This window comes from Paraburkholderia sp. 2C, from assembly GCF_054589215.1.
The window spans coordinates 60,271-79,447 of the sequence record NZ_BAAILL010000015.1 but is presented as its reverse complement, the minus strand read 5'-3'; the positions used below and the strand labels follow the sequence as shown (position 1 = coordinate 79,447).

At 61.9% G+C, this 19,177-nt stretch carries 19 protein-coding genes and 1 tRNA gene; 4 read left to right on the top strand and 16 right to left on the bottom strand.

All coding sequences use genetic code 11. The features are described 5' to 3' along the window. Nucleotides 1-36 precede the first annotated feature (36 nt). The 10 genes from ACYPXD_RS03660 to rpsO all read right to left on the bottom strand — a co-directional run bounded on the left by ACYPXD_RS03660 (nt 37) and on the right by rpsO (nt 8,597). Nucleotides 37-1,290, bottom strand: coding sequence for an NADH-quinone oxidoreductase subunit D (locus tag ACYPXD_RS03660; RefSeq protein WP_459707567.1), 1,254 nt, complete (start codon nt 1,288-1,290; stop codon nt 37-39). Nucleotides 1,291-1,299: 9 nt separating this feature from the next. After that, nucleotides 1,300-1,902, bottom strand: a complete 603-nt coding sequence (locus tag ACYPXD_RS03655; RefSeq protein WP_459707565.1) for an NADH-quinone oxidoreductase subunit C — start codon at nt 1,900-1,902, stop codon at nt 1,300-1,302. 21 nt (nt 1,903-1,923) lie between these two features. Continuing rightward, nucleotides 1,924-2,403, bottom strand: a complete 480-nt coding sequence (locus ACYPXD_RS03650) for a NuoB/complex I 20 kDa subunit family protein (protein WP_006052903.1) — start codon at nt 2,401-2,403, stop codon at nt 1,924-1,926. A 61-nt stretch (nt 2,404-2,464) separates the two neighbouring features. Next, nucleotides 2,465-2,824, bottom strand: coding sequence for an NADH-quinone oxidoreductase subunit A (locus ACYPXD_RS03645; RefSeq protein ID WP_075157603.1), 360 nt, complete (start codon nt 2,822-2,824; stop codon nt 2,465-2,467). A gap of 178 nt (nt 2,825-3,002) precedes the next feature. Next, nucleotides 3,003-3,087 (bottom strand) — tRNA-Leu (locus ACYPXD_RS03640). A gap of 112 nt (nt 3,088-3,199) precedes the next feature. After that, nucleotides 3,200-3,625, bottom strand: coding sequence for a preprotein translocase subunit SecG (secG, locus tag ACYPXD_RS03635; RefSeq protein ID WP_459707560.1), 426 nt, complete (start codon nt 3,623-3,625; stop codon nt 3,200-3,202). Between the two features lie 63 nt (nt 3,626-3,688). Then, nucleotides 3,689-4,471 carry a triose-phosphate isomerase gene (tpiA, locus tag ACYPXD_RS03630; protein ID WP_459707558.1) on the bottom strand — a complete coding sequence of 261 codons (783 nt, stop codon included), beginning with the start codon at nt 4,469-4,471 and terminating at the stop codon, nt 3,689-3,691. A gap of 247 nt (nt 4,472-4,718) precedes the next feature. Beyond that, nucleotides 4,719-5,735: an NAD(P)H-quinone oxidoreductase gene (locus ACYPXD_RS03625; protein ID WP_459707556.1), complete on the bottom strand. Its 1,017-nt coding sequence runs from the start codon at nt 5,733-5,735 to the stop codon at nt 4,719-4,721. 130 nt (nt 5,736-5,865) lie between these two features. Continuing rightward, nucleotides 5,866-8,010: a polyribonucleotide nucleotidyltransferase gene (pnp, locus tag ACYPXD_RS03620; RefSeq protein ID WP_459707554.1), complete on the bottom strand. Its 2,145-nt coding sequence runs from the start codon at nt 8,008-8,010 to the stop codon at nt 5,866-5,868. A 317-nt stretch (nt 8,011-8,327) separates the two neighbouring features. Next, nucleotides 8,328-8,597 carry a 30S ribosomal protein S15 gene (gene rpsO / locus ACYPXD_RS03615; protein WP_075157608.1) on the bottom strand — a complete coding sequence of 90 codons (270 nt, stop codon included), beginning with the start codon at nt 8,595-8,597 and terminating at the stop codon, nt 8,328-8,330. 342 nt (nt 8,598-8,939) lie between these two features. Between rpsO and ACYPXD_RS03610 the strand changes: the two genes are divergently transcribed. Then, nucleotides 8,940-9,485 (top strand): hypothetical protein, encoded by a 546-nt coding sequence (locus ACYPXD_RS03610; protein WP_459707550.1) that lies wholly within the window; start codon nt 8,940-8,942, stop codon nt 9,483-9,485. 128 nt (nt 9,486-9,613) lie between these two features. Here ACYPXD_RS03610 and ACYPXD_RS03605 read toward each other — a convergent pair whose 3' ends face one another. The 6 genes from ACYPXD_RS03605 to ACYPXD_RS03580 all read right to left on the bottom strand — a co-directional run bounded on the left by ACYPXD_RS03605 (nt 9,614) and on the right by ACYPXD_RS03580 (nt 16,745). After that, the gene (locus ACYPXD_RS03605) at nt 9,614-11,158 is read right to left on the bottom strand and encodes a 2-isopropylmalate synthase (protein ID WP_459707548.1); all 1,545 of its coding nucleotides are present in this window, start codon (nt 11,156-11,158) and stop codon (nt 9,614-9,616) included. Between the two features lie 367 nt (nt 11,159-11,525). Next, on the bottom strand, nt 11,526-12,407 hold the full coding sequence (gene pssA / locus ACYPXD_RS03600) for a CDP-diacylglycerol--serine O-phosphatidyltransferase (protein ID WP_459707546.1): 882 nt from the start codon (nt 12,405-12,407) through the stop codon (nt 11,526-11,528). A gap of 20 nt (nt 12,408-12,427) precedes the next feature. Beyond that, a complete protein-coding gene (locus ACYPXD_RS03595; RefSeq protein WP_459707544.1) occupies nt 12,428-13,066 on the bottom strand; it encodes a phosphatidylserine decarboxylase in 639 nt (212 codons plus the stop codon). Between the two features lie 185 nt (nt 13,067-13,251). Then, complete coding sequence (gene ilvC / locus ACYPXD_RS03590; RefSeq protein WP_459707541.1) at nt 13,252-14,268, bottom strand: ketol-acid reductoisomerase; 1,017 nt, start codon at nt 14,266-14,268, stop codon at nt 13,252-13,254. Nucleotides 14,269-14,364: 96 nt separating this feature from the next. Beyond that, nucleotides 14,365-14,856 (bottom strand): acetolactate synthase small subunit, encoded by a 492-nt coding sequence (gene ilvN, locus ACYPXD_RS03585; protein ID WP_075157614.1) that lies wholly within the window; start codon nt 14,854-14,856, stop codon nt 14,365-14,367. 125 nt (nt 14,857-14,981) lie between these two features. Beyond that, nucleotides 14,982-16,745, bottom strand: a complete 1,764-nt coding sequence (locus ACYPXD_RS03580; protein ID WP_459707646.1) for an acetolactate synthase 3 catalytic subunit — start codon at nt 16,743-16,745, stop codon at nt 14,982-14,984. A gap of 464 nt (nt 16,746-17,209) precedes the next feature. On the opposite strand from ACYPXD_RS03580, the gene ACYPXD_RS03575 reads away from it, so the two are divergent. Genes ACYPXD_RS03575 through ACYPXD_RS03565 form a run of 3 tightly spaced genes read left to right on the top strand, consistent with a single transcriptional unit; the run spans nt 17,210 to nt 19,035 of the window. Continuing rightward, nucleotides 17,210-17,773 carry an RNA polymerase sigma factor gene (locus ACYPXD_RS03575; protein ID WP_459707538.1) on the top strand — a complete coding sequence of 188 codons (564 nt, stop codon included), beginning with the start codon at nt 17,210-17,212 and terminating at the stop codon, nt 17,771-17,773. Then, nucleotides 17,770-18,195: a DUF3619 family protein gene (locus tag ACYPXD_RS03570; RefSeq protein WP_459707535.1), complete on the top strand. Its 426-nt coding sequence runs from the start codon at nt 17,770-17,772 to the stop codon at nt 18,193-18,195. The genes ACYPXD_RS03575 and ACYPXD_RS03570 overlap by 4 nt, the downstream gene beginning before the upstream one ends. Before the next feature lie 18 nt (nt 18,196-18,213). Further along, complete coding sequence (locus ACYPXD_RS03565; RefSeq protein WP_459707532.1) at nt 18,214-19,035, top strand: DUF3106 domain-containing protein; 822 nt, start codon at nt 18,214-18,216, stop codon at nt 19,033-19,035. Nucleotides 19,036-19,177 lie beyond the last annotated feature (142 nt).

Sequence of the window (19,177 nt, the reverse complement as noted above, 5' to 3'; positions counted from 1 at the left end):
AGCCTTCTACTGCGGGCGGGCGGCGATGAAAACGCGTTAGCGATCCACTTCGCCGAACACGATGTCCTGCGTGCCGATGATCGTGACCGCATCGGCGATCATGTGGCCGCGCGCCATTTCGTCGAGCGCGGACAGATGGGCGTAGCCCGGCGCGCGAATCTTCAGGCGATAAGGCTTGTTCGCGCCATCCGAAATCAGATAGATGCCGAACTCGCCCTTCGGATGCTCGACTGCCGCATACGATTCGCCTTCAGGCACATGGAAGCCTTCGGTAAAGAGCTTGAAGTGGTGGATCAGCTCTTCCATGTTCGACTTCATCCCGACACGCGACGGCGGCGCAACCTTGTGATTGTCGACCATCACGGGGCCGGGATTCTTGCGAAGCCAATCAATACATTGTTTGGCGATCCGCGTGGATTGACGCATTTCTTCGACGCGCACGAGGTAGCGATCGTAGCAGTCGCCATTCACGCCAACCGGGATGTCGAAATCCAGTTGATCGTACACCTCGTAAGGCTGCTTCTTGCGCAGGTCCCACTCGATGCCCGAACCGCGCAGCATCGCGCCGGTCAGACCGAGTTGCAGCGCGCGCTCGGGGCTCACGACGCCGATGCCCACGAGACGCTGCTTCCAGATCCGGTTGTCGGTGAGCAGCGTTTCGTACTCGTCGACACACTTCGGGAACCGGTTGAAAAAATCTTCGATGAAGTCGAGCAGCGAACCCTGGCGGCTTTCGTTCATTTTCGAAAGCGCCTTCGCATTGCGGATTTTCGACGCCTTGTATTGCGGCATTGCGTCGGGCAGATCGCGATAGACACCGCCCGGACGATAGTACGCAGCATGCATACGCGCGCCCGACACCGCCTCGTACACGTCCATCAGGTCTTCGCGCTCGCGGAACGCATACAGAAACACGGCCATCGCGCCAACGTCGAGCGCGTGCGCGCCGATCCACATCAGGTGGTTCAGCACGCGCGTCACTTCGTCGAACAGTACGCGGATGTACTTCGCGCGAATCGGCACATCGATGCCGAGCAGCTTTTCGATTGCAAGCACATAACCGTGTTCGTTCACCATCATCGACACGTAGTCGAGACGGTCCATGTACGGCACGGACTGGATAAACGTCTTGCTTTCGGCGAGCTTTTCGGTCGCCCGGTGCAGAAGGCCGATGTGCGGATCGGCGCGCTGGATCACTTCGCCGTCGAGCTCGAGCACGAGACGCAGCACGCCGTGCGCTGCCGGGTGCTGCGGGCCGAAGTTGAGCGTGTAGTTTTTGATCTCTGCCATGGCGTTCTCTTAATGTTTCAGACCGCCATAGTGATCCTCGCGGATCACGCGCGGCGTGATTTCACGCGGCTCGATCGTCACCGGCTGATAGACGACGCGCTTTTCTTCCGGGTCGTATCGCATTTCGACGTAACCGGAGACAGGGAAATCCTTGCGGAACGGATGGCCGATAAAACCGTAGTCGGTCAGAATGCGGCGCAGGTCCGGGTGACCCTCGAAGACGATGCCGTACAGATCGAACGCTTCGCGCTCGTACCAGTTCGCCGAGTTCCACACATCGACGATCGACGGAACGATCGGCAGATCGTCGTCGGGCGCGAACACGCGCACGCGTACGCGCCAGTTGTTCGCAATGGAGAGCAGGTGCAGCACCGCGGCAAAACGCGGGCCTTCGTAAGCGCCGTCGCCGTACGTTTGATAGTCGACGCCGCACAGATCGATCAGCTGTTCGAACTTGAGCGATGCGTCGTCGCGCAGATGCTTTGCCACGTCAAGGTATTCGCTCGCCTTCACGACAATCGTCAGTTCACCGACCGATTCCGTGATGCTCGACAGGCGGCCGCCAAAGGCCGCCTCGAGATTCGCTTTGAGGGTCTCGAGTTTGCTTGCCATATTGTGGGGAGGCTTAGGCCTTTATTGACGGGCGATGGTGTTGGTGCGGCGGATCTTTGCTTGCAACTGGATCACGCCGTAGACGAGCGCCTCGGCCGTCGGCGGACAGCCCGGCACGTAGACGTCGACCGGTACGATGCGATCGCAGCCCCGCACGACCGAGTACGAGTAGTGGTAGTAACCGCCACCGTTCGCGCACGAGCCCATCGAAATCACCCAGCGCGGTTCGGCCATCTGGTCGTACACCTTGCGCAGCGCGGGTGCCATCTTGTTGCACAGCGTGCCGGCGACGATCATCACATCCGACTGACGCGGACTCGGACGAAACACGACGCCGAAACGATCGAGGTCGTAGCGGGCCGCGCCCGCATGCATCATCTCGACTGCACAACACGCGAGACCGAACGTCATCGGCCACAGCGAGCCGGTGCGCGTCCAGTTGATCAGTTTGTCGGCCGTCGTGGTGACAAACCCTTCCTTCAAGACCCCTTCGATACTCATTTGCGTTCCACTCCAGACGGGCAGCTAGCGTAGGCCGCCCTGAAACCGGCGATTGGACCCGTCATTCCCAGTCGAGTCCGCCTTTCTTCCAGATATAGGCGAAGCCCAGCAGGAATTCGAGCAGAAAAATCATCATCGAAATGAAGCCCGGCCAGCCGATATCGCGCAGCGCAACGCCCCACGGAAACAGGAACGCGGTTTCAAGATCGAAAATGATGAACAGGATGGCGACGAGGTAGTAGCGCACGTCGAACTTCATGCGCGCATCTTCGAACGCTTCGAAGCCGCATTCGTACGGCGCGTTCTTTTCGCTGTCGGGCCGGCTGGGACCGAGGATCTTGCCGATACTGACCAGTGCTACGCCTAAACCGGTACCCACGAGGAGGAACAGCAATACGGGGAAATAGGCTGCGAGGTTCAAGACTATCCTCAATCGGTTGGTTCCAATGCCACCAGATGCCGGGAGCAGACCCCTCCCCCGACGCGAATCACTTCGGCCTGCTTGCTGTTGTAAGCGTATGGCAAGCAGCTCACTAGAAGTGAAAATGCCAGCCGAAGCGAAGCAAGCGGCTGGCATTAGGATAACGTCTAGATAACATTGGTGCCGACGGCGAGACTCGAACTCGCACAGCTTTCGCCACTACCCCCTCAAGATAGCGTGTCTACCAATTTCACCACGTCGGCACTGTCTGCAATCCGGGAAATCAACTTATAAAAGCCGCGAATCGCTTCAAGACTTGAATTGTAACTGGTTTAAACAGTTTGTTCAACGCACAAAAGCAGGCTAAACGAAAATTTATTTCGGCACATCCTGGCCCGGCGCCGGCGCCCCAGGCGCAGCAGCCGAAGCACCCGACGCAACTGCATTCGTTGCCGCGGAAACCGACGCAGGCGCAGCAGCCGATGCGGACCCGGATGCAGGCGTGACAGCAGGCGCGCTCGTCGTTGCCGCAGTACCAAGGACACCTGCCGAAGGCTTCGCGTGATAAGCACCGAGGTAAGTCAGCGTAAGCGTCGTGACAAAGAAGATCGCGGCGAGCACGGCGGTCGAACGCGACAGGAAGTTCGCCGAACCGGTCGCACCGAAAAGGCTGCCCGATGCGCCGCTACCGAACGCCGCGCCCATATCCGCGCCCTTGCCATGCTGCAACAGCACGAGGCCGATAATGCCGAGCGCCGACAGCAACTGCACGACGATGATCAATGTTTTGAAATACAGCATGACACTCACCCGAGTCTTTATTTAAAGGCGCAACGTAAAAACACGCTGCGCGCAACAATCAACCTACCGCATCTTGTTCGCCGCGACGGCCGCCTGGCAGATCGCGAGGAAATCGATATGTTTCAGCGATGCGCCGCCAATCAGGCCGCCATCGATGTCCTGCTGGCGGAACAGTTGTTCCGCGTTTTCCGGTTTCACACTGCCGCCATACAACAGCGCTATGCCGGCCGCTGCCGCTTCGCTTTTCGCCGCAAGACGCGCACGCAGAAAAGCATGCACCGCTTGCGCCTGCCCAGCCGTCGCGCTCTTGCCGGTTCCGATTGCCCAGACCGGCTCGTAAGCGACCACGATGCGCAACAGCTGATCGGACGACAGTTTCGCAAGCACCGCATCGATCTGCATGCCGATGACGCTTTCCGTTTCACCCGCTTCGCGCTGCTCGAGCGTTTCGCCGACACAGACGATCGGCGTCAACCCCGCTTCGAGTGCACGCAGCGTTTTGGTCGCGACGAGCTCCGCGCTTTCGAGATGGTACGCGCGCCGTTCCGAGTGACCGACAATCGCATATGACGCACCGAACTCTACCGCCATTTCCGCCGCGACTTCGCCGGTGAACGCGCCCTGCTCATGCGCGGAGACATCTTGCACACCCCACGCGACACGGCTGCCCTTGAGCAGCACCTGCGCCTGCGAGAGATACGGACACGGCACGCAAACGCCAACGCCCACCTCTTCCGGCAAGCTGCCCGCGCCTTGCGACACCGCCTGCAACAACACCTTGTTGTCGGCAAGACGACCGTGCATCTTCCAGTTGCCGACTACCAGTTTCGCTCGCTGTTTCGCCATCGTCTTGCCCGTTGCCCTGATGTCATCAATGGTGGACGAACTCCGCTTCGTCGTTCGCCCCGGTTCCTTGAACCACTTTGCCTCTCTGACTGCAACCAACCCGCCGCTGCACGCGCAAAACATGCGATTTTACTTTGCGCGGCGCAGACGGGTCAAACGCGGAGAAAATCGGCAGGGCAAATTCGCCGCACAAGCCTTGCCGTAACCGGCATGATGCCCGCGCACGCCACCGCGCCGCGCCGGTCGATCAGGCGTCCGCGCCCCAATTCAATACGATCTTGCCGACGTGCGTGCTGCTTTCCATCAGCTCGTGAGCCTGCGCGGCCTCGCTGGCCGGAAACACGCGATGCACGACCGGTTTGATGGACCCGTCTTCGAGATGCGGCCACACACGCTCCTTGAGCTGCGCGGCGATTTTCGCCTTGAATTCGACCGGCCGCGGACGCAGCGTCGAACCCGTGATGGTGAGCCGGCGGCGCATCACGTCGCTCAGGTTCACTTCCGCCTTCGCGCCGCCCAATAGCGCGATGATCGCGACCCGGCCGCCATCGGCGAGCGCCTTGAGTTCGCGCGCGATATAGCTGCCCGCGACCATGTCGAGAATCACGTCGACGCCGCGATCGTTGGTCAGCGATTTCACGACTTCGACGAAGTCTTCCGTCTTGTAGTTGATCGCGCGTTCAGCGCCGAGCGCTTCGCACGCGCGGCATTTCTCGTCGGAACCCGCGGTCGCGAATACGCGAAAACCGAGTGCATGAGCGATCTGGATGGCCGTCACGCCGATGCCGCTCGAACCGCCTTGCACGAGAAACGTCTCGTTCGGACCGCCCTCGCCCTTGCCGAGCTGCGCGCGGTCGAATACGTTGCTCCAGACCGTGAAAAATGTTTCCGGCAGCGATGCCGCTTCGATGTCAGTGAACCCTTTCGGCACCGGCAAACACTGCGCGAGCGGCACCGCGGCAAACTCCGCATAGCCGCCGCCTGCAAGCAGCCCGCACACGCGATCGCCCATCTTGAGGCCGAACGGATTGTGCTTCGCGTCGAGCGCGCCGCCGACGATTTCGCCCGCCACCTCGAGCCCCGGCAGATCCGATGCGCCGGGCGGCGGCGCATACGAACCCTTGCGCTGAAACACATCGGGCCGATTCACGCCGGACGCCGACACCTTGACCAGCACTTCACCCGCTTTCGCTTCCGGCATCGGACGCTCGGCCAGCTTCAACACTTCCGGCGCGCCAAACTCGGTAATTTCGATCGCTTTCATCGCTGTCGTCTCCAAAGGTGGGGATTGCGCTGAAAACTGCGGGAGCAACTGCGGGTTCGCAATGCAATCCACCCTACATGAAAAACGGCCGGCGCGCATTCACGCTGCCGGCCGTTTGTTCGAGCCGCGCTTACTGCTGCGGCGTCGATTCGGGTTGCGTCGCGGCGCCGTCGTTCAGCAGCGCCTTCGCGGACAGCCGCACGCGGCCCTTCTCATCCGTCTGGATGACCTTGACCTTCACCTGCTGGCCTTCCTTCAGATAGTCGTTGATGTCCTTGATGCGCTCGTTCGCGATCTCGGAGATATGCAGCAGACCGTCCTTGCCCGGCAGAATATTCACGATCGCGCCGAAGTCGAGCAGCTTGAGCACGGTGCCTTCATAGACCTGGCCCACTTCGACTTCCATCGTGATGTTCTCGATGCGCTTCTTCGCTTCGGCCATGCCTTCCGCGCTCGTGCTCGCGATCGTCACGACACCGTCGTCGGAGATGTCGATGGTCGTGCCCGTTTCTTCGGTCAGCGCGCGGATCACCGAGCCGCCCTTGCCGATCACGTCGCGGATCTTTTCCGGGTTGATCTTGATCGTGATCATGCGCGGTGCGAACTCCGACAATTGCGTGTTCGCGCCGGACACGGCCGAGGTCATCTTGCCGAGGATGTGCATGCGGCCTTCCTTCGCCTGAGCCAGCGCGACCTGCATGATTTCCTTCGTGATGCCCTGGATCTTGATGTCCATCTGCAGCGCGGTCACGCCATCGGCCGTACCGGCCACCTTGAAGTCCATGTCGCCGAGGTGATCTTCGTCGCCGAGGATGTCGGTCAACACCGCGAACTTGTTGCCTTCGAGGATCAGGCCCATCGCGATGCCCGCGACGTGCGCCTTCATCGGCACGCCGGCGTCCATCAGCGCAAGGCAGCCGCCGCACACCGACGCCATCGACGACGAACCGTTCGACTCGGTGATTTCCGACACGACACGAATCGAATAGCCGAACTCATCGGCGCTCGGCAGGCACGCCACGAGGGCGCGCTTGGCGAGACGCCCGTGGCCGATTTCGCGGCGCTTCGGCGAACCGACACGGCCGGTTTCGCCGGTCGCGAACGGCGGCATGTTGTAGTGGAGCATGAAGCGGTCGCGGTACTCTCCTTCGAGCGCGTCGATGATCTGCTCATCGCCCTTCGTGCCGAGCGTCGCGACGACGAGCGCCTGCGTTTCACCGCGCGTGAAGAGCGCCGAGCCGTGCGTGCGCGGCAGGACACCCGTGCGGATTTCGATCGGGCGCACCGTGCGCGTGTCGCGGCCGTCGATACGCGGCTCGCCGTTCAGGATCTGCGAACGGACGATCTTCGCTTCGATGTCGAACAGCACATTGCCGACCGTCGCTTTATCTGCCGCGACGCCACCCGTTGCAGCGGCTTCTTCCTCGAGCTTCGCGGACGTCGCTGCGTAGACTTCCTTCAGCTTCGTCGAACGCGCCTGCTTGTCGCGCGTTTGATAAGCGGAAAGCAGTTCGTTGTAGGCGATTTCGTTGACGCGCGCGATCAGCGCCTCGTTCTTCGGCGCCGGCTGCCAGTCCCATTCGGGCTTGCCGCCTTCGCGCACGAGTTCGTGGATCGCGTCGATCGCCGTTTGCATCTGCTCGTGGCCGAACACGACCGCGCCGAGCATCACGTCTTCGGGCAGCTGGTCGGCTTCCGATTCGACCATCAGCACCGCACGCTCGGTACCGGCGACGACGAGGTCCAGACGCGATTCCTTGATCTGCGAGCGCGTCGGGTTCAGCACGTATTCGTTGTTGATGTACGCGACGCGCGCTGCGCCGACCGGGCCGTTGAACGGCAGGCCCGATATCGCGAGCGCCGCCGATGCGCCGATCAGCGCGGGGATGTCGGCCGGCACTTCCGGGTTGATCGACATCACATGGATGACAACCTGGACTTCGTTATAGAAGCCTTCCGGGAAAAGCGGACGCAGCGGGCGGTCGATCAGGCGCGAGATCAGCGTTTCGCCTTCCGACGGACGGCCTTCGCGGCGGAAAAAGCCGCCCGGAATCTTGCCGGCCGAATAGGTCTTCTCGATGTAGTCAACCGTCAGCGGAAAGAAATCCTGGCCCGGCTTGGCGGTCTTCGCACCGACGACGGTGGCGAGCACGACCGTATCTTCGACGTCAACGAGCACGGCACCGCCCGCCTGGCGGGCGATTTCGCCCGTCTCGAGGCGAACCGTATGCTGCCCCCACTTAAATTCCTTGACGATCTTGTTAAACATAGACATTTGTCCTCCATTGATCTTTTCGTCATGCCGCACGCGCCAATGCGCGACGACTACGCTTGAACCGGCGCCGCAGGGGAAGAGGAGTGTTATGCCATTCCAGAGAGCCGCGCCGCGTGCGCGAACCGCTGGAATGACACAGCGCCCTTCCCTGAAGCCCGGTTGCTCTTGCTATTGCTGCTGCTTGGTATTGCTTGCTATTGGAACGGACTGCGCGCGGATTTTCGATTGATAAAACTGCCCGTTTGCGCACCGTTCAAAAACAAAATGCCTGCATCAGCGAAACTGACACAGGCACTTTGCTGAAAAGAGCGACCCGCTTACTTACGCAGACCCAGCTTCTCGATCAGCGAACGATAACGATCGGCGTCCTTGCCCTTCAGGTAGTCGAGCAGCTTGCGACGGCGGCTCACCATGCGCAGCAGACCGCGGCGGCTGTGATGGTCTTTCGTGTGGGCTTTGAAGTGAGCGGTCAGTTCGTTGATGCGCGAGGTGAGCAATGCGACCTGCACTTCGGGAGAGCCGGTGTCGTTAGCGCCGCGAGCGAATTGCGCGACGACGTCGGACTTTTTGATTTCAGCAACAGTCATTTGATTTCCTTTGATTCAACAGGCGGTCACGGAAGAAAGGCCGTGCCGTGGGTTACAGCGAAACCGCTGAATTCTACGCTACGAGCGACTACCGGAGGTTCATCAGTCCAACAACACGGATAAACCAAGTAGCCTACGTTTCGCAACGAAGCGCGTATTGTAGCACAGCCCGAATGCCCGGAGAATCCCGTCCTTTCGGACAGGGCGTGCCCTGATGCGCCGCAAAACGCGCTCTTGCCTCGCTGAATTGCTATGCGGTTTGAAAATCTTTCGCCGCATCGCATGTCAAAATGATGGCTCTCCACGATAGGAATTATCGTGAAAACGCATCCGGAGACATTCATGTTCAATCGCCTTTCAACCGCATACGCAGCGATTGCGCAGCGCATGCGCCAGCGGCGCATGCTGGTGGCCTGCGTCGGCGTACTCGCGCTGACGGGTTGCGCGCAACCCTGGCAGGGCTATCAGACGGGCGCCGACCAGTCGACGGTGCTCTCGCGCCTCGGGCCGCCGCGCGAAGTCTACGATCTGCCCAACGGCGGCAAGCGTCTCATGTGGCCGACCCAACCGATGGGCGAATACACGACCGCCGCCGACATCGACGCGAACGGGAAGATTGTCAGCGTGCGCCAGGTGCTGCAGCCAAACGAGTTCTATCGCGCGGAAATCGGCAAATGGACGCGCGCCGACGTGCTCGTCAACTTCGGCCGCCCCGAGGAAACCTCGTATTTTCCGCTGATGAAGCGCGAGGTCTGGACCTACCGGTATTACGAGGACAACGTCTGGTACATGCTGTACAGCTTCTACTTCGACGACCAGGGTATTCTGCGACTCACGCAGAAGACGCCGGACCCGCTGCACGACCCGGATCGCCGCGGTTTCTTCTAAGTCTGAGCGACGTTGTCGCGCGGCGGCTTGCGCTGCGCCGCATGCGCCGCCGACATGAAAAACCCCGTGCGGGCCCAAGAGCCCGCACGGGGTTTCGTTTTCTGCCGCCGGGCGCCCGGCGCTTTCACTTACGAACGCTGCGGATTGAGCTTGTCCACGCCCGTGTACAACCGGTTCAGCGCCGCGATATAAGCCTTCGCCGACGCGGCGACGATATCCGGATCCGTGCCGACGCCGTTCACCACGCGCCCGGCCTTCGACAGCCGCACGGTCACTTCGCCCTGCGCCTGCGTGCCGGTCGTGATCGCGTTTACCGAATACAGCAGGAACTCCGCGCCGCTGCCGACTTCGCTTTCGATAGCGTTCATCGTCGCGTCCACCGGACCGTTGCCGCGTGCTTCCGCGGTCACTTCCTGGCCTTCGACCGAGAACACGATCCGCGCATGCGGCTGCTCGCCCGTTTCAGAGCGCTGCGAGAGCGACACGAACTTGTAGTGCTCCTTCTCCTGCGCTTCGGCCGATTCCTCGGTCACGATCGCGATGATGTCCTCGTCGAAAATCTCGGCCTTGCGGTCGGCGAGTTCCTTGAAGCGCGAGAACGCGGTATTGAGTTCGGCTTCGCTGTCGAGCGCAATGCCCAGTTCCTGCAGACGCTGCTTGAACGCGTTGCGGCCCGACAGCTTGCCGAGCACGATCTTGTTCGCGGTCCAGCCCACATCTTCCGCGCGCATGATCTCGTAGGTGTCGCGGGCCTTCAGGACGCCATCCTGGTGAATGCCCGACGCGTGTGCAAAGGCGTTCGCGCCGACCACCGCCTTGTTCGGCTGCACGACAAAACCGGTGATTTGCGACACGAGCTTCGAGGTCGGCACGATCTGCGTCGTATCGAGGCCGACGTCGAGGCTGAAATAATCCTTGCGCGTCTTCACCGCCATTACGATTTCTTCGAGCGATGTATTACCCGCGCGCTCGCCGAGACCATTGATCGTGCATTCGACCTGACGCGCGCCGCCGATCTGCACGCCGGCCAGCGAATTGGCGACGGCCATGCCGAGGTCGTTATGGCAGTGCACGGAAAACACGGCCTTGTCCGAGTTCGGAATGCGATCGCGCAGCGTCTTCACGAGATTGCCGTAAAGCTCCGGCACGCCGTAGCCGACCGTATCGGCGATATTGATGGTCGTCGCGCCTTCGGCGATCACCGCCTCGAGCACGCGGCACAGGAAATCCAGATCCGAGCGGCTGCCGTCTTCGGGCGAGAACTCGACGTCGTTCGTGAATTTGCGCGCAAAGCGCACCGCGAGCTTCGCCTGCTCGAACACCTGCTCCGGCGTCATCCGCAGCTTCTTTTCCATGTGCAGCGGCGACGTCGCGATAAACGTATGGATGCGGAAATGATCGGCGGGCTTCAGCGCATCGGCCGCGCGCTGGATGTCTTTGTCGTTCGCGCGGGCAAGCGAGCAGACCGTGCTGTCCTTGACGGTCGAGGCGATCGTATGGATCGCCTCGAAGTCGCCGTTCGAGCTTGCCGCGAAGCCGGCCTCGATCACATCCACCTTCATCCGCTCGAGTTGCTTCGCGATACGGATTTTCTCTTCCTTCGTCATCGACGCGCCGGGCGACTGCTCGCCGTCACGCAACGTCGTGTCGAAAATGATCAGCTTGTCTGCCATCTCGGGTCTCCTGGGGATTCGGTCAATTCAAATCGAAAAGGGAATACGGGTGTTTGCGCCACCGGCTGGCGACGCTAACAAGAGACGAGGCAGACGGGAGGCGAAAACGGTCAGCGCGACAGGCGCGCCGAAGCTAGCGAGCGTAGTAGCGCGCCGGCTTGCAGAGTCAGGAAGGGGAACTTGGAAAATGCCATGGCAGCGACTATAGCGAGATTCAACGATTCGCGCAATTCACGAAAACTACCGGCGCGATTGCGTTGCACTTTCGCCTTGCCCCTGAAAAGCAGCCGGACCGAAGCCGTCGGAAATGACCGGCGCGTGACGCGTCGGTCATCATCCATGACATAGGAGCCGGCTGAGTCGACCGCTACGGCTGCCGCTGCGAAGAGCGCGCCGGATTAGCGCGGCCGCGCAGCGTCTGATATCCCCAGAACACATAGCCGGACAGCCCGTACAGCACGAACAGCCCGAACAGCATCAGCGGCGGATCGGACGACACGAGCACGAACAGCATCACGACCAGAAGCGTCGCCGCGAACGGCACGCGATGCCGGATATCGAGCGCTTTGCCGCTATAGAACGGCGCGTTCGACACCATCGTCACGCCCGCGTAGATCGTCAGCGCGAACGCGACCCACGGCAGCCAGCCGAGCTTGAGCGGCACACGGTTATCGGTCGCGAGCCACACGAAGCCCGCGATCAGCGCCGCGGCGGCCGGACTCGGCATGCCCTGGAAGAAGCGCTTGTCGACGACGCCGATATTCGTGTTGAAGCGCGCAAGGCGCAGCGCCGCGCCCGAGCAGTAGACGAACGCCGCGAGCCAGCCCCAGCGGCCGAGGTCTTTCAGCACCCATTCGTACATCACCAGCGCCGGCGCGACGCCGAACGACACCATATCGGACAGGCTATCGAACTGCTCGCCGAACGCGCTTTGCGTATGGGTGATACGCGCCACGCGTCCGTCCATCCCGTCGAGCACCATCGCGACGAAGATCGCGATTGCCGCGACTTCGAAGCGCACGTTCATGGCCTGCACGACCGCGAAGAAGCCGCAGAAGAGCGCCGCGGTGGTAAACGCATTCGGTAGCAGGTAAATGCCGCGCTTGCGCAGGAACTGCTGACGCGCGGCGCGCCGGCTGTCGATGACGACCGGCCCGGGCTCGCCCGCCGGCTTGTTGCGGCGAAACGGTCTGATCGGCCGCGGTTGCGGCGCGGCGCTGCTGCGTGGTCGACGCGGTTTCAGGGCCATCGGAGTCTCCGTGAGCCGCTTTATAGTTCGGCCAGAATGGTCGACGAGGCGGACACCTTCTCGCCAATCGTCACACGCGGACGGCTGCCCATCGGCAGATAGACGTCGACGCGCGAACCGAAGCGGATAAAGCCGTAGCGCTGACCTCGCGTAAGCGGCTCTCCCGCACGGACGTAGCAAAGAATGCGCCGCGCGATCAGCCCGGCGATCTGCACCGATGTCACCGTCGCGCCGCTCGCCGTTTCGATGACGATCGCATTGCGCTCGTTTTCGAGCGACGCTTTATCGACGGCCGCATTCAGATACGAGCCCGGAAAGTATTCGACCTTCGAAATCGCCCCGTCGACCGGCGAGCGTTGCGAGTGCACGTTGAACACATTCATGAACACGCTGATCTTCAGCGCCTCGCGCTTCGCATACGGGTCATGCGCGGTCTCGACGGCGACGATGCGTCCGTCGGCGGGGCACAGCACCGCGTTGGGCTGCGCCGGAATGGGTCTTGCCGGATCGCGGAAGAATTGAACGACGAAGATGACGAGCAGCCAGAACAGCCACGCAATGCCGAACCCGAGGAAGGCATGGACCAACAGCGCGACGACGACGGCAATTCCAATAAACGGCCAGCCTTCGCGTGCGATGATCGGGTGAGGGTAATTCATGGATGGCTTCAGTGTTTTTGTAAAACCGTAGGATAGCAAAAGCCGCCCAGGGTTCAGCACGCTGGACGGCTTTGGGGTACGGCGCAGCACGGTCACGGCGCCGAACGTGGCGGGCGGCACCAACCCGGGACACCTCCCGGGCGAACCCGAGGGAAAACCCGCGGGGAGTCATCCCCGCAGCCCGCTTAGTTCTTCGACTGGTCGACGAGCTTGTTCCTGGCGATCCACGGCATCATCGCGCGCAGCTTCGCACCGACCTGCTCGATCTGGTGATCGGCCGTCAGACGGCGGCGCGATTGCAGCGTCGGCGCACCGGCGCGGTTTTCGATGATGAAGCTCTTCGCGTACTCGCCCGTCTGGATGTCCTTCAGCACTTCCTTCATCACCTTCTTCGTCTCTTCCGTGATGATGCGCGGGCCCGTCACGTACTCGCCGTACTCGGCGTTGTTCGAGATCGAGTAGTTCATGTTCGCGATGCCGCCTTCGTAGATCAGGTCGACGATCAGCTTCAGTTCATGCAGGCACTCGAAATAGGCCATTTCCGGCGCGTAGCCCGCTTCGACCAGCGTCTCGAAACCGGCCTTGATCAGATCGACCGTACCACCGCACAGCACGGCCTGTTCGCCGAACAGGTCGGTTTCGGTTTCTTCGCGGAAGTTCGTTTCGATGATGCCGGCACGGCCGCCGCCGTTCGCCGCCGCGTACGACAGCGCGATATCGCGCGCCGCGCCCGATTTATCCTGCGCAACCGCGATCAGATGCGGCACGCCGCCGCCTTGCGAGTACGTGCTGCGCACCGTGTGACCCGGCGCTTTCGGCGCGATCATGATCACGTCGAGGTCCGCACGCGGAATCACCTGGCCGTAGTGCACGTTGAAACCGTGCGCGAACGCGAGCGCCGCGCCCTGCTTCGCATTGGCGTGCACTTCGCTCTTGTACACCTCGGCGATCTGCTCGTCGGGCAGCAGCATCATGACGACGTCGGCGCCCTTCACCGCCTCGGCCACTTCCTTCACGGTCAGGCCCGCGTTCTCAGCCTTGCTCCACGAAGCGCCGCCCTTGCGCAGACCGACGGTCACCTTCACGCCGCTTTCCTTCAGGTTCAAAGCGTGCGCATGGCCCTGCGAGCCATAGCCAATGATCGTGACCTGCTTGCCTTTGATGAGGGAGAGGTCGGCGTCCTTGTCGTAGAAAACTTTCATGTCTGTTCCTTGGCGATAAACGGTAAATTCAAATGTTGCGTTTTGCTGGCTGGCCGAACTCGCGGATGGCGCGCCCGGCCCTGATCGATGGCGTCGTCAAACCTTCAGAATACGCTCGCCGCGTCCGATGCCCGAACCGCCCGTGCGGACCGTTTCGAGAATCGCCGTTGCATCGATTCCTTCGATAAACGCGTCGAGCTTGTCGCTCGCGCCCGTCAGTTCGATCGTGTAAGTCTTTTCGGTGACGTCGATGATGCGGCCGCGGAAAATATCCGACATCCGCTTCATCTCTTCACGCTCCTTGCCGACCGCGCGTACCTTGATCAGCATCAGCTCGCGCTCGATGTGGGCGCCCTCGGTCAGGTCGACCACTTTCACCACCTCGATCAGGCGGTTCAGATGCTTCGTGATCTGCTCGATCACGTCGTCCGAGCCAATGGAAACGATGGTCATGCGCGACAGCGAACGGTCTTCGGTCGGCGCCACCGTCAAGGTTTCGATGTTGTAGCCGCGCGCTGAAAAGAGCCCGACGACGCGCGATAACGCGCCCGGTTCGTTTTCGAGCAGCACGGAAATGATGTGTCTCATGATCGCTTCTTCCAGATAGCCAAATATCGATTTATCCGCACCGGCCGCGCCGCTTCGCCTGCGTTGCGCCTTTCGTGAAGGCGCGCACGGCGAAGCCGACGCTCAGTGACAATCAGCCGGCGCCGTTATAGATCTTCCGAACCGAGCAGCATCTCGGTGATGCCCTTGCCGGCCTGTACCATCGGCCAGACGTTTTCGGTCGGATCGGTCTGGAAGTCGAGAAATACCGTGCGGTCCTTCAGGCGCAGCGCTTCCTTCAACGCGCCTTCCACGTCCGACGTTTTCTCGATGCGCATGCCGACATGGCCATACGCTTCGGCGAGCTTCACGAAATCGGGCAGCGCATCCATGTACGAATGCGAATAGCGCTTGCTGTATTCGATCTGCTGCCACTGGCGCACCATGCCCAGATAGCGGTTATTGAGCGAAATGATCTTGACCGGCGTGTCGTACTGCTTGCACGTCGACAGTTCCTGGATACACATCTGGATCGAGCCTTCGCCCGTGATACACACCACCTCGTCGTCCGGATGCGCGATCTTCACGCCCATCGCGGCCGGCAGGCCGAAGCCCATCGTGCCGAGGCCGCCCGAGTTGATCCAGCGGCGCGGCTTGTTGAAGCGGTAGAACTGCGCGGCCCACATCTGGTGCTGGCCGACGTCCGAGCAGACGAACGCGTTGCCGTCGGTCAGCTCCCAGAGCTTCTCGACCACATATTGCGGCTTGATGATTTCGCTCTTGCGGTCGTACTTGAGGCAGTCCTTCGAGCGCCAGTCTTCGATGTCCTTCCACCACGCGGCAAGCGCTTCGGTATCCGGGCCATGATCGGCTGATTGCAGCTGCTCGATCAGCTCCTTCAGCACTTCCTTCACATCGCCGACGATCGGAATGTCGACCTTCACGCGCTTGCTGATGGAGGACGGATCGATATCGATATGAACGATCTTGCGCGGCCGCGACGCGAAGTGCTCCGGATCGCCGATCACGCGGTCGTCGAAGCGCGCGCCGATCGCGATCAGCACGTCGCAATGCTGCATCGCCATGTTCGCTTCGTACGTACCGTGCATGCCGAGCATGCCGAGGAATTTTTTGTCGCTCGCGCGGTAGCCGCCGAGACCCATCAGCGTATTCGTGACCGGGTAGCCGAGCAGATCGACGAACTGGTTCAGCTCGCGCGCCGCGTCGGCGAGGATGATGCCGCCGCCGGTATAGATGTACGGGCGCTTCGCCGACAACAGCAGCGACACCGCCTTGCGGATCTGGCCGGAATGGCCTTTGGTGACCGGGTTATACGAGCGCAACGCGACGGTCTTGATCGGCTCGTAGTGGCACGGCGCTTTCGACACGTCTTTCGGAATATCGATCAGCACCGGACCGGGCCGGCCGGTCCGCGCGATAAAGAACGCTTTCTTGACGGTGGCGGCGAGATCGCGCACGTCCTTCACGAGGAAGTTGTGCTTCACGCAGGGCCGCGTGATGCCGACCGTATCGCACTCCTGGAACGCATCCTGGCCGATTGCCGCGGTGGGCACCTGGCCGGTGATGATCACCATCGGGATCGAATCCATGTACGCGGTGGCGATGCCGGTCACCGCGTTGGTGACGCCGGGGCCCGAGGTCACGAGGCAGACGCCGACGTTGCCGGTCGAGCGCGCATACGCGTCGGCCGCATGGACCGCGGCCTGCTCGTGACGCACGAGCACGTGCTGAAACTTGTCCTGCTTGTAAAGCTCGTCGTAGATGTAGAGTACCGAGCCGCCAGGATAGCCCCAGACAAACTCGACATTTTCGTCGGCCAGCGCGCGCATGAGCACGGTGGCGCCGATCGAGTCAGCTTCGGGATGGGGAGTGGTATCCGACGTGGAGAATTCCGCGCTGGGCATATTCATCATTCACCTTTCGAATTTTCGGCAAAAAATTGATCGGGTGCTCTCTGCCGGGCTTGTGGCTCGGGTTCAAGCGGCGCGTCCAGTTTGACCGGCGGACTTCTTGGGCCCGCCTCAAATGAGACTAGTCACGTTATATTGCGAACCAGCGACAATATCGTTAAGCAGCGCTTCGGTCAAGAAAATATTTCCGTGCGGGGGATGCATCAGGCATTACGTTCATCCCCGTGATTTCACCCCTGCTTCGCTTGCGTTTTCCCTGCGTTTTCCTGACCATTTTTACGGACCGTTTGCCGCGCGTTTTCCCAAACGTTTGCGATCCATTTGCCCGATTTCTCCCGGCCGTCGCCGATTTTTGTTAGCATCCGCGAGTTTTACGACATTTTTCGGCCGCCGCCCGCAGGGTTTCCCGGCCGCTTTTTCTCACCGTTTCCAGCGCACACGCCCGCTTCGCCCACTCAGCACGGATGGCATCAGACAAAGAACTCGCCGATTTTCTGGCGGGCGTCGAAAGGCGCGCGTTCAAGCAGACGGTTTACGCCGTGCGGGACGACGACGCTGCACTCGACATCGTGCAGGACGCCATGATCAAGCTCGCCGAAAAATACGGCGACCGTCCCCCGGCTGAGCTTCCGCTTTTGTTTCAGCGTATTCTCCAGAATGCGACGCACGACTATTTCCGTCGTCAGAAGGTACGCAATACGTGGGTCAGCCTCTTTTCGTCGCTCGCCGGCCCGGACGACGACGAATTCGACCCGCTCGAGACCATCGATGCGCAGGAAGGCTCACCCGGCGCGGAAAGCGGCGAGGAGCGCCTCGCGCGCGAGCAGATTCTGCAGTTGATCGACGACGAAATCCAACGGTTGCCGGCACGTCAACGGGAGGCGTTTCTGATGCGTTACTGGGAAGATATGGATGTCGCCGAGACTGCCGCCGCGATGGGCTGCTCCGAGGGCAGTGTGAAGACCCACTGTTCGCGAGCCACTCATACGCTGGCTCAGGCGCTCAAGGCCAAAGGAATCACGCTATGAGCCTCGCTCACGATAAAGAAATCGAGTTCGCGTGGCAGGTGCGCCGCGCGCTCGACGAAAGCGCCGCGCGCATCCCACCCGCCACCGTCGACCGGCTCGCCGCGGCGCGCCGCACCGCGCTCGCCCGCAAGAAGCCGGAGGCCGTGCGCGCGCCGGCTTTCGTGCCGGTGCTCGTGCCGGGTCCGGCCGGCGTGACGCTCGCCACCGGCCCGGCGCCGCGCCGCGGCTCGAAATTGCGCCGCTTCGCGCTCGCCTGGCCGATCGCCGCGCTCGTCGTGAGCCTTGTGGCGATCGCGTACTGGGAAGATCAGCAACGCACCGCGGAACTCGCCGATATCGACGCCGCGATGCTGAGCGACGATCTTCCGCTTTCCGCCTACCTCGATCACGGTTTCAACGCGTATCTGTCGCATGCGCGGTAGGACGGGGAGAGTCGACGGGTGAATTACAAGCGCGGCCTTGCCGTTGTCTCGGGATGTGTGATCGCCGCGGTGGTTGCGTTCGCCGCCACCTATCCGCGCTTTCATCCGCCGACGCCCGCGCATACCGCGGCCGGTACGCCCGCCAGCGCGACGCCGGCCGCATCGAAGCCCGTCGCGCCGGCGCTTGCGGTCGAGATTCCCGGCTTGCAGAACAACAGCCCGCTCGCATGGGCGCGGCTCACGAACGCCGAGCGCATTGCGCTCGCGCCGTTCGCCGCGCAGTGGGACTCCTTTAGCGACGAGCGCAAGCGCAAATGGCTGAAGATTGCGGCGCGCTATCCAAAGATGTCGGCCGAGGCGCAAAAGCGCCTGCATGAACAGATGGCCGAATGGGTCAAGATGACGCCCGAGCAGCGCCGCATCGCGCGCGAAAACTATCAGATCTCGAAGGGACTCTCGCGCGAGACGCGCCAGAACGCGTGGAAGGCATATCAGCTGCTGCCGGAAGAGCAGAAGGAACGGCTCGCGGCCAGCGAGCACAAGCGGCGGCCGACCGTCGTCAGCGCACCGCCTTCGGGCAAGAGCGAACTCAAGGACATCAACCGGCTCGTCAACGGCAAGGAACGCCCGGCGAGCGGCGCGGCCGGCAAACCGTCGCCCGGCGCTTCGGGTGTGTCGGGCGGGCCGGGCAATAGCGGCGCGCCGGCCGCGCTGGCATCGGCGGCCGTCGCCGCGTCGCAGCCGGGCATGCCTGCGATTCCGTCCGCCGCGAGCTTCGTGCCCGCCACACCGACGCCTGTTTCGCCGGCCGACGCACCGGCTGCGTTTCACGGGTCGTAAGCGGCCGGCGATCGTACATCGAACGCGCGTCTCGCGCGCACCGGAGCGAACGCCTTCAGGTATCTTTCCCTCTCTGGGTCTTTCCCTGATTCACGCTGCACGGCTTTTCCGTGATGCTCGCGGCTGGTGCTGGCCGTTGTCT

Coding starts and splice junctions, on each gene's coding strand:
- ACYPXD_RS03650 (WP_006052903.1), bottom strand. CDS start 2,403: ATGAGTATCGAAGGGGTCTTGAAGGAAGGGTTTGTCACCACGACGGCC.
- secG (WP_459707560.1), bottom strand. CDS start 3,625: ATGCTGTATTTCAAAACATTGATCATCGTCGTGCAGTTGCTGTCGGCG.
- ACYPXD_RS03580 (WP_459707646.1), bottom strand. CDS start 16,745: ATGAATATGCCCAGCGCGGAATTCTCCACGTCGGATACCACTCCCCAT.
- ACYPXD_RS03625 (WP_459707556.1), bottom strand. CDS start 5,735: ATGAAAGCGATCGAAATTACCGAGTTTGGCGCGCCGGAAGTGTTGAAG.
- ACYPXD_RS03655 (WP_459707565.1), bottom strand. CDS start 1,902: ATGGCAAGCAAACTCGAGACCCTCAAAGCGAATCTCGAGGCGGCCTTT.
- ACYPXD_RS03660 (WP_459707567.1), bottom strand. CDS start 1,290: ATGGCAGAGATCAAAAACTACACGCTCAACTTCGGCCCGCAGCACCCG.
- tpiA (WP_459707558.1), bottom strand. CDS start 4,471: ATGGCGAAACAGCGAGCGAAACTGGTAGTCGGCAACTGGAAGATGCAC.
- ACYPXD_RS03610 (WP_459707550.1), top strand. CDS start 8,940: ATGTTCAATCGCCTTTCAACCGCATACGCAGCGATTGCGCAGCGCATG.
- ACYPXD_RS03575 (WP_459707538.1), top strand. CDS start 17,210: ATGGCATCAGACAAAGAACTCGCCGATTTTCTGGCGGGCGTCGAAAGG.
- ACYPXD_RS03605 (WP_459707548.1), bottom strand. CDS start 11,158: ATGGCAGACAAGCTGATCATTTTCGACACGACGTTGCGTGACGGCGAG.
- pnp (WP_459707554.1), bottom strand. CDS start 8,010: ATGTCTATGTTTAACAAGATCGTCAAGGAATTTAAGTGGGGGCAGCAT.
- ACYPXD_RS03595 (WP_459707544.1), bottom strand. CDS start 13,066: ATGAATTACCCTCACCCGATCATCGCACGCGAAGGCTGGCCGTTTATT.
- ACYPXD_RS03570 (WP_459707535.1), top strand. CDS start 17,770: ATGAGCCTCGCTCACGATAAAGAAATCGAGTTCGCGTGGCAGGTGCGC.
- ilvC (WP_459707541.1), bottom strand. CDS start 14,268: ATGAAAGTTTTCTACGACAAGGACGCCGACCTCTCCCTCATCAAAGGC.
- pssA (WP_459707546.1), bottom strand. CDS start 12,407: ATGGCCCTGAAACCGCGTCGACCACGCAGCAGCGCCGCGCCGCAACCG.
- rpsO (WP_075157608.1), bottom strand. CDS start 8,597: ATGACTGTTGCTGAAATCAAAAAGTCCGACGTCGTCGCGCAATTCGCT.
- ilvN (WP_075157614.1), bottom strand. CDS start 14,856: ATGAGACACATCATTTCCGTGCTGCTCGAAAACGAACCGGGCGCGTTA.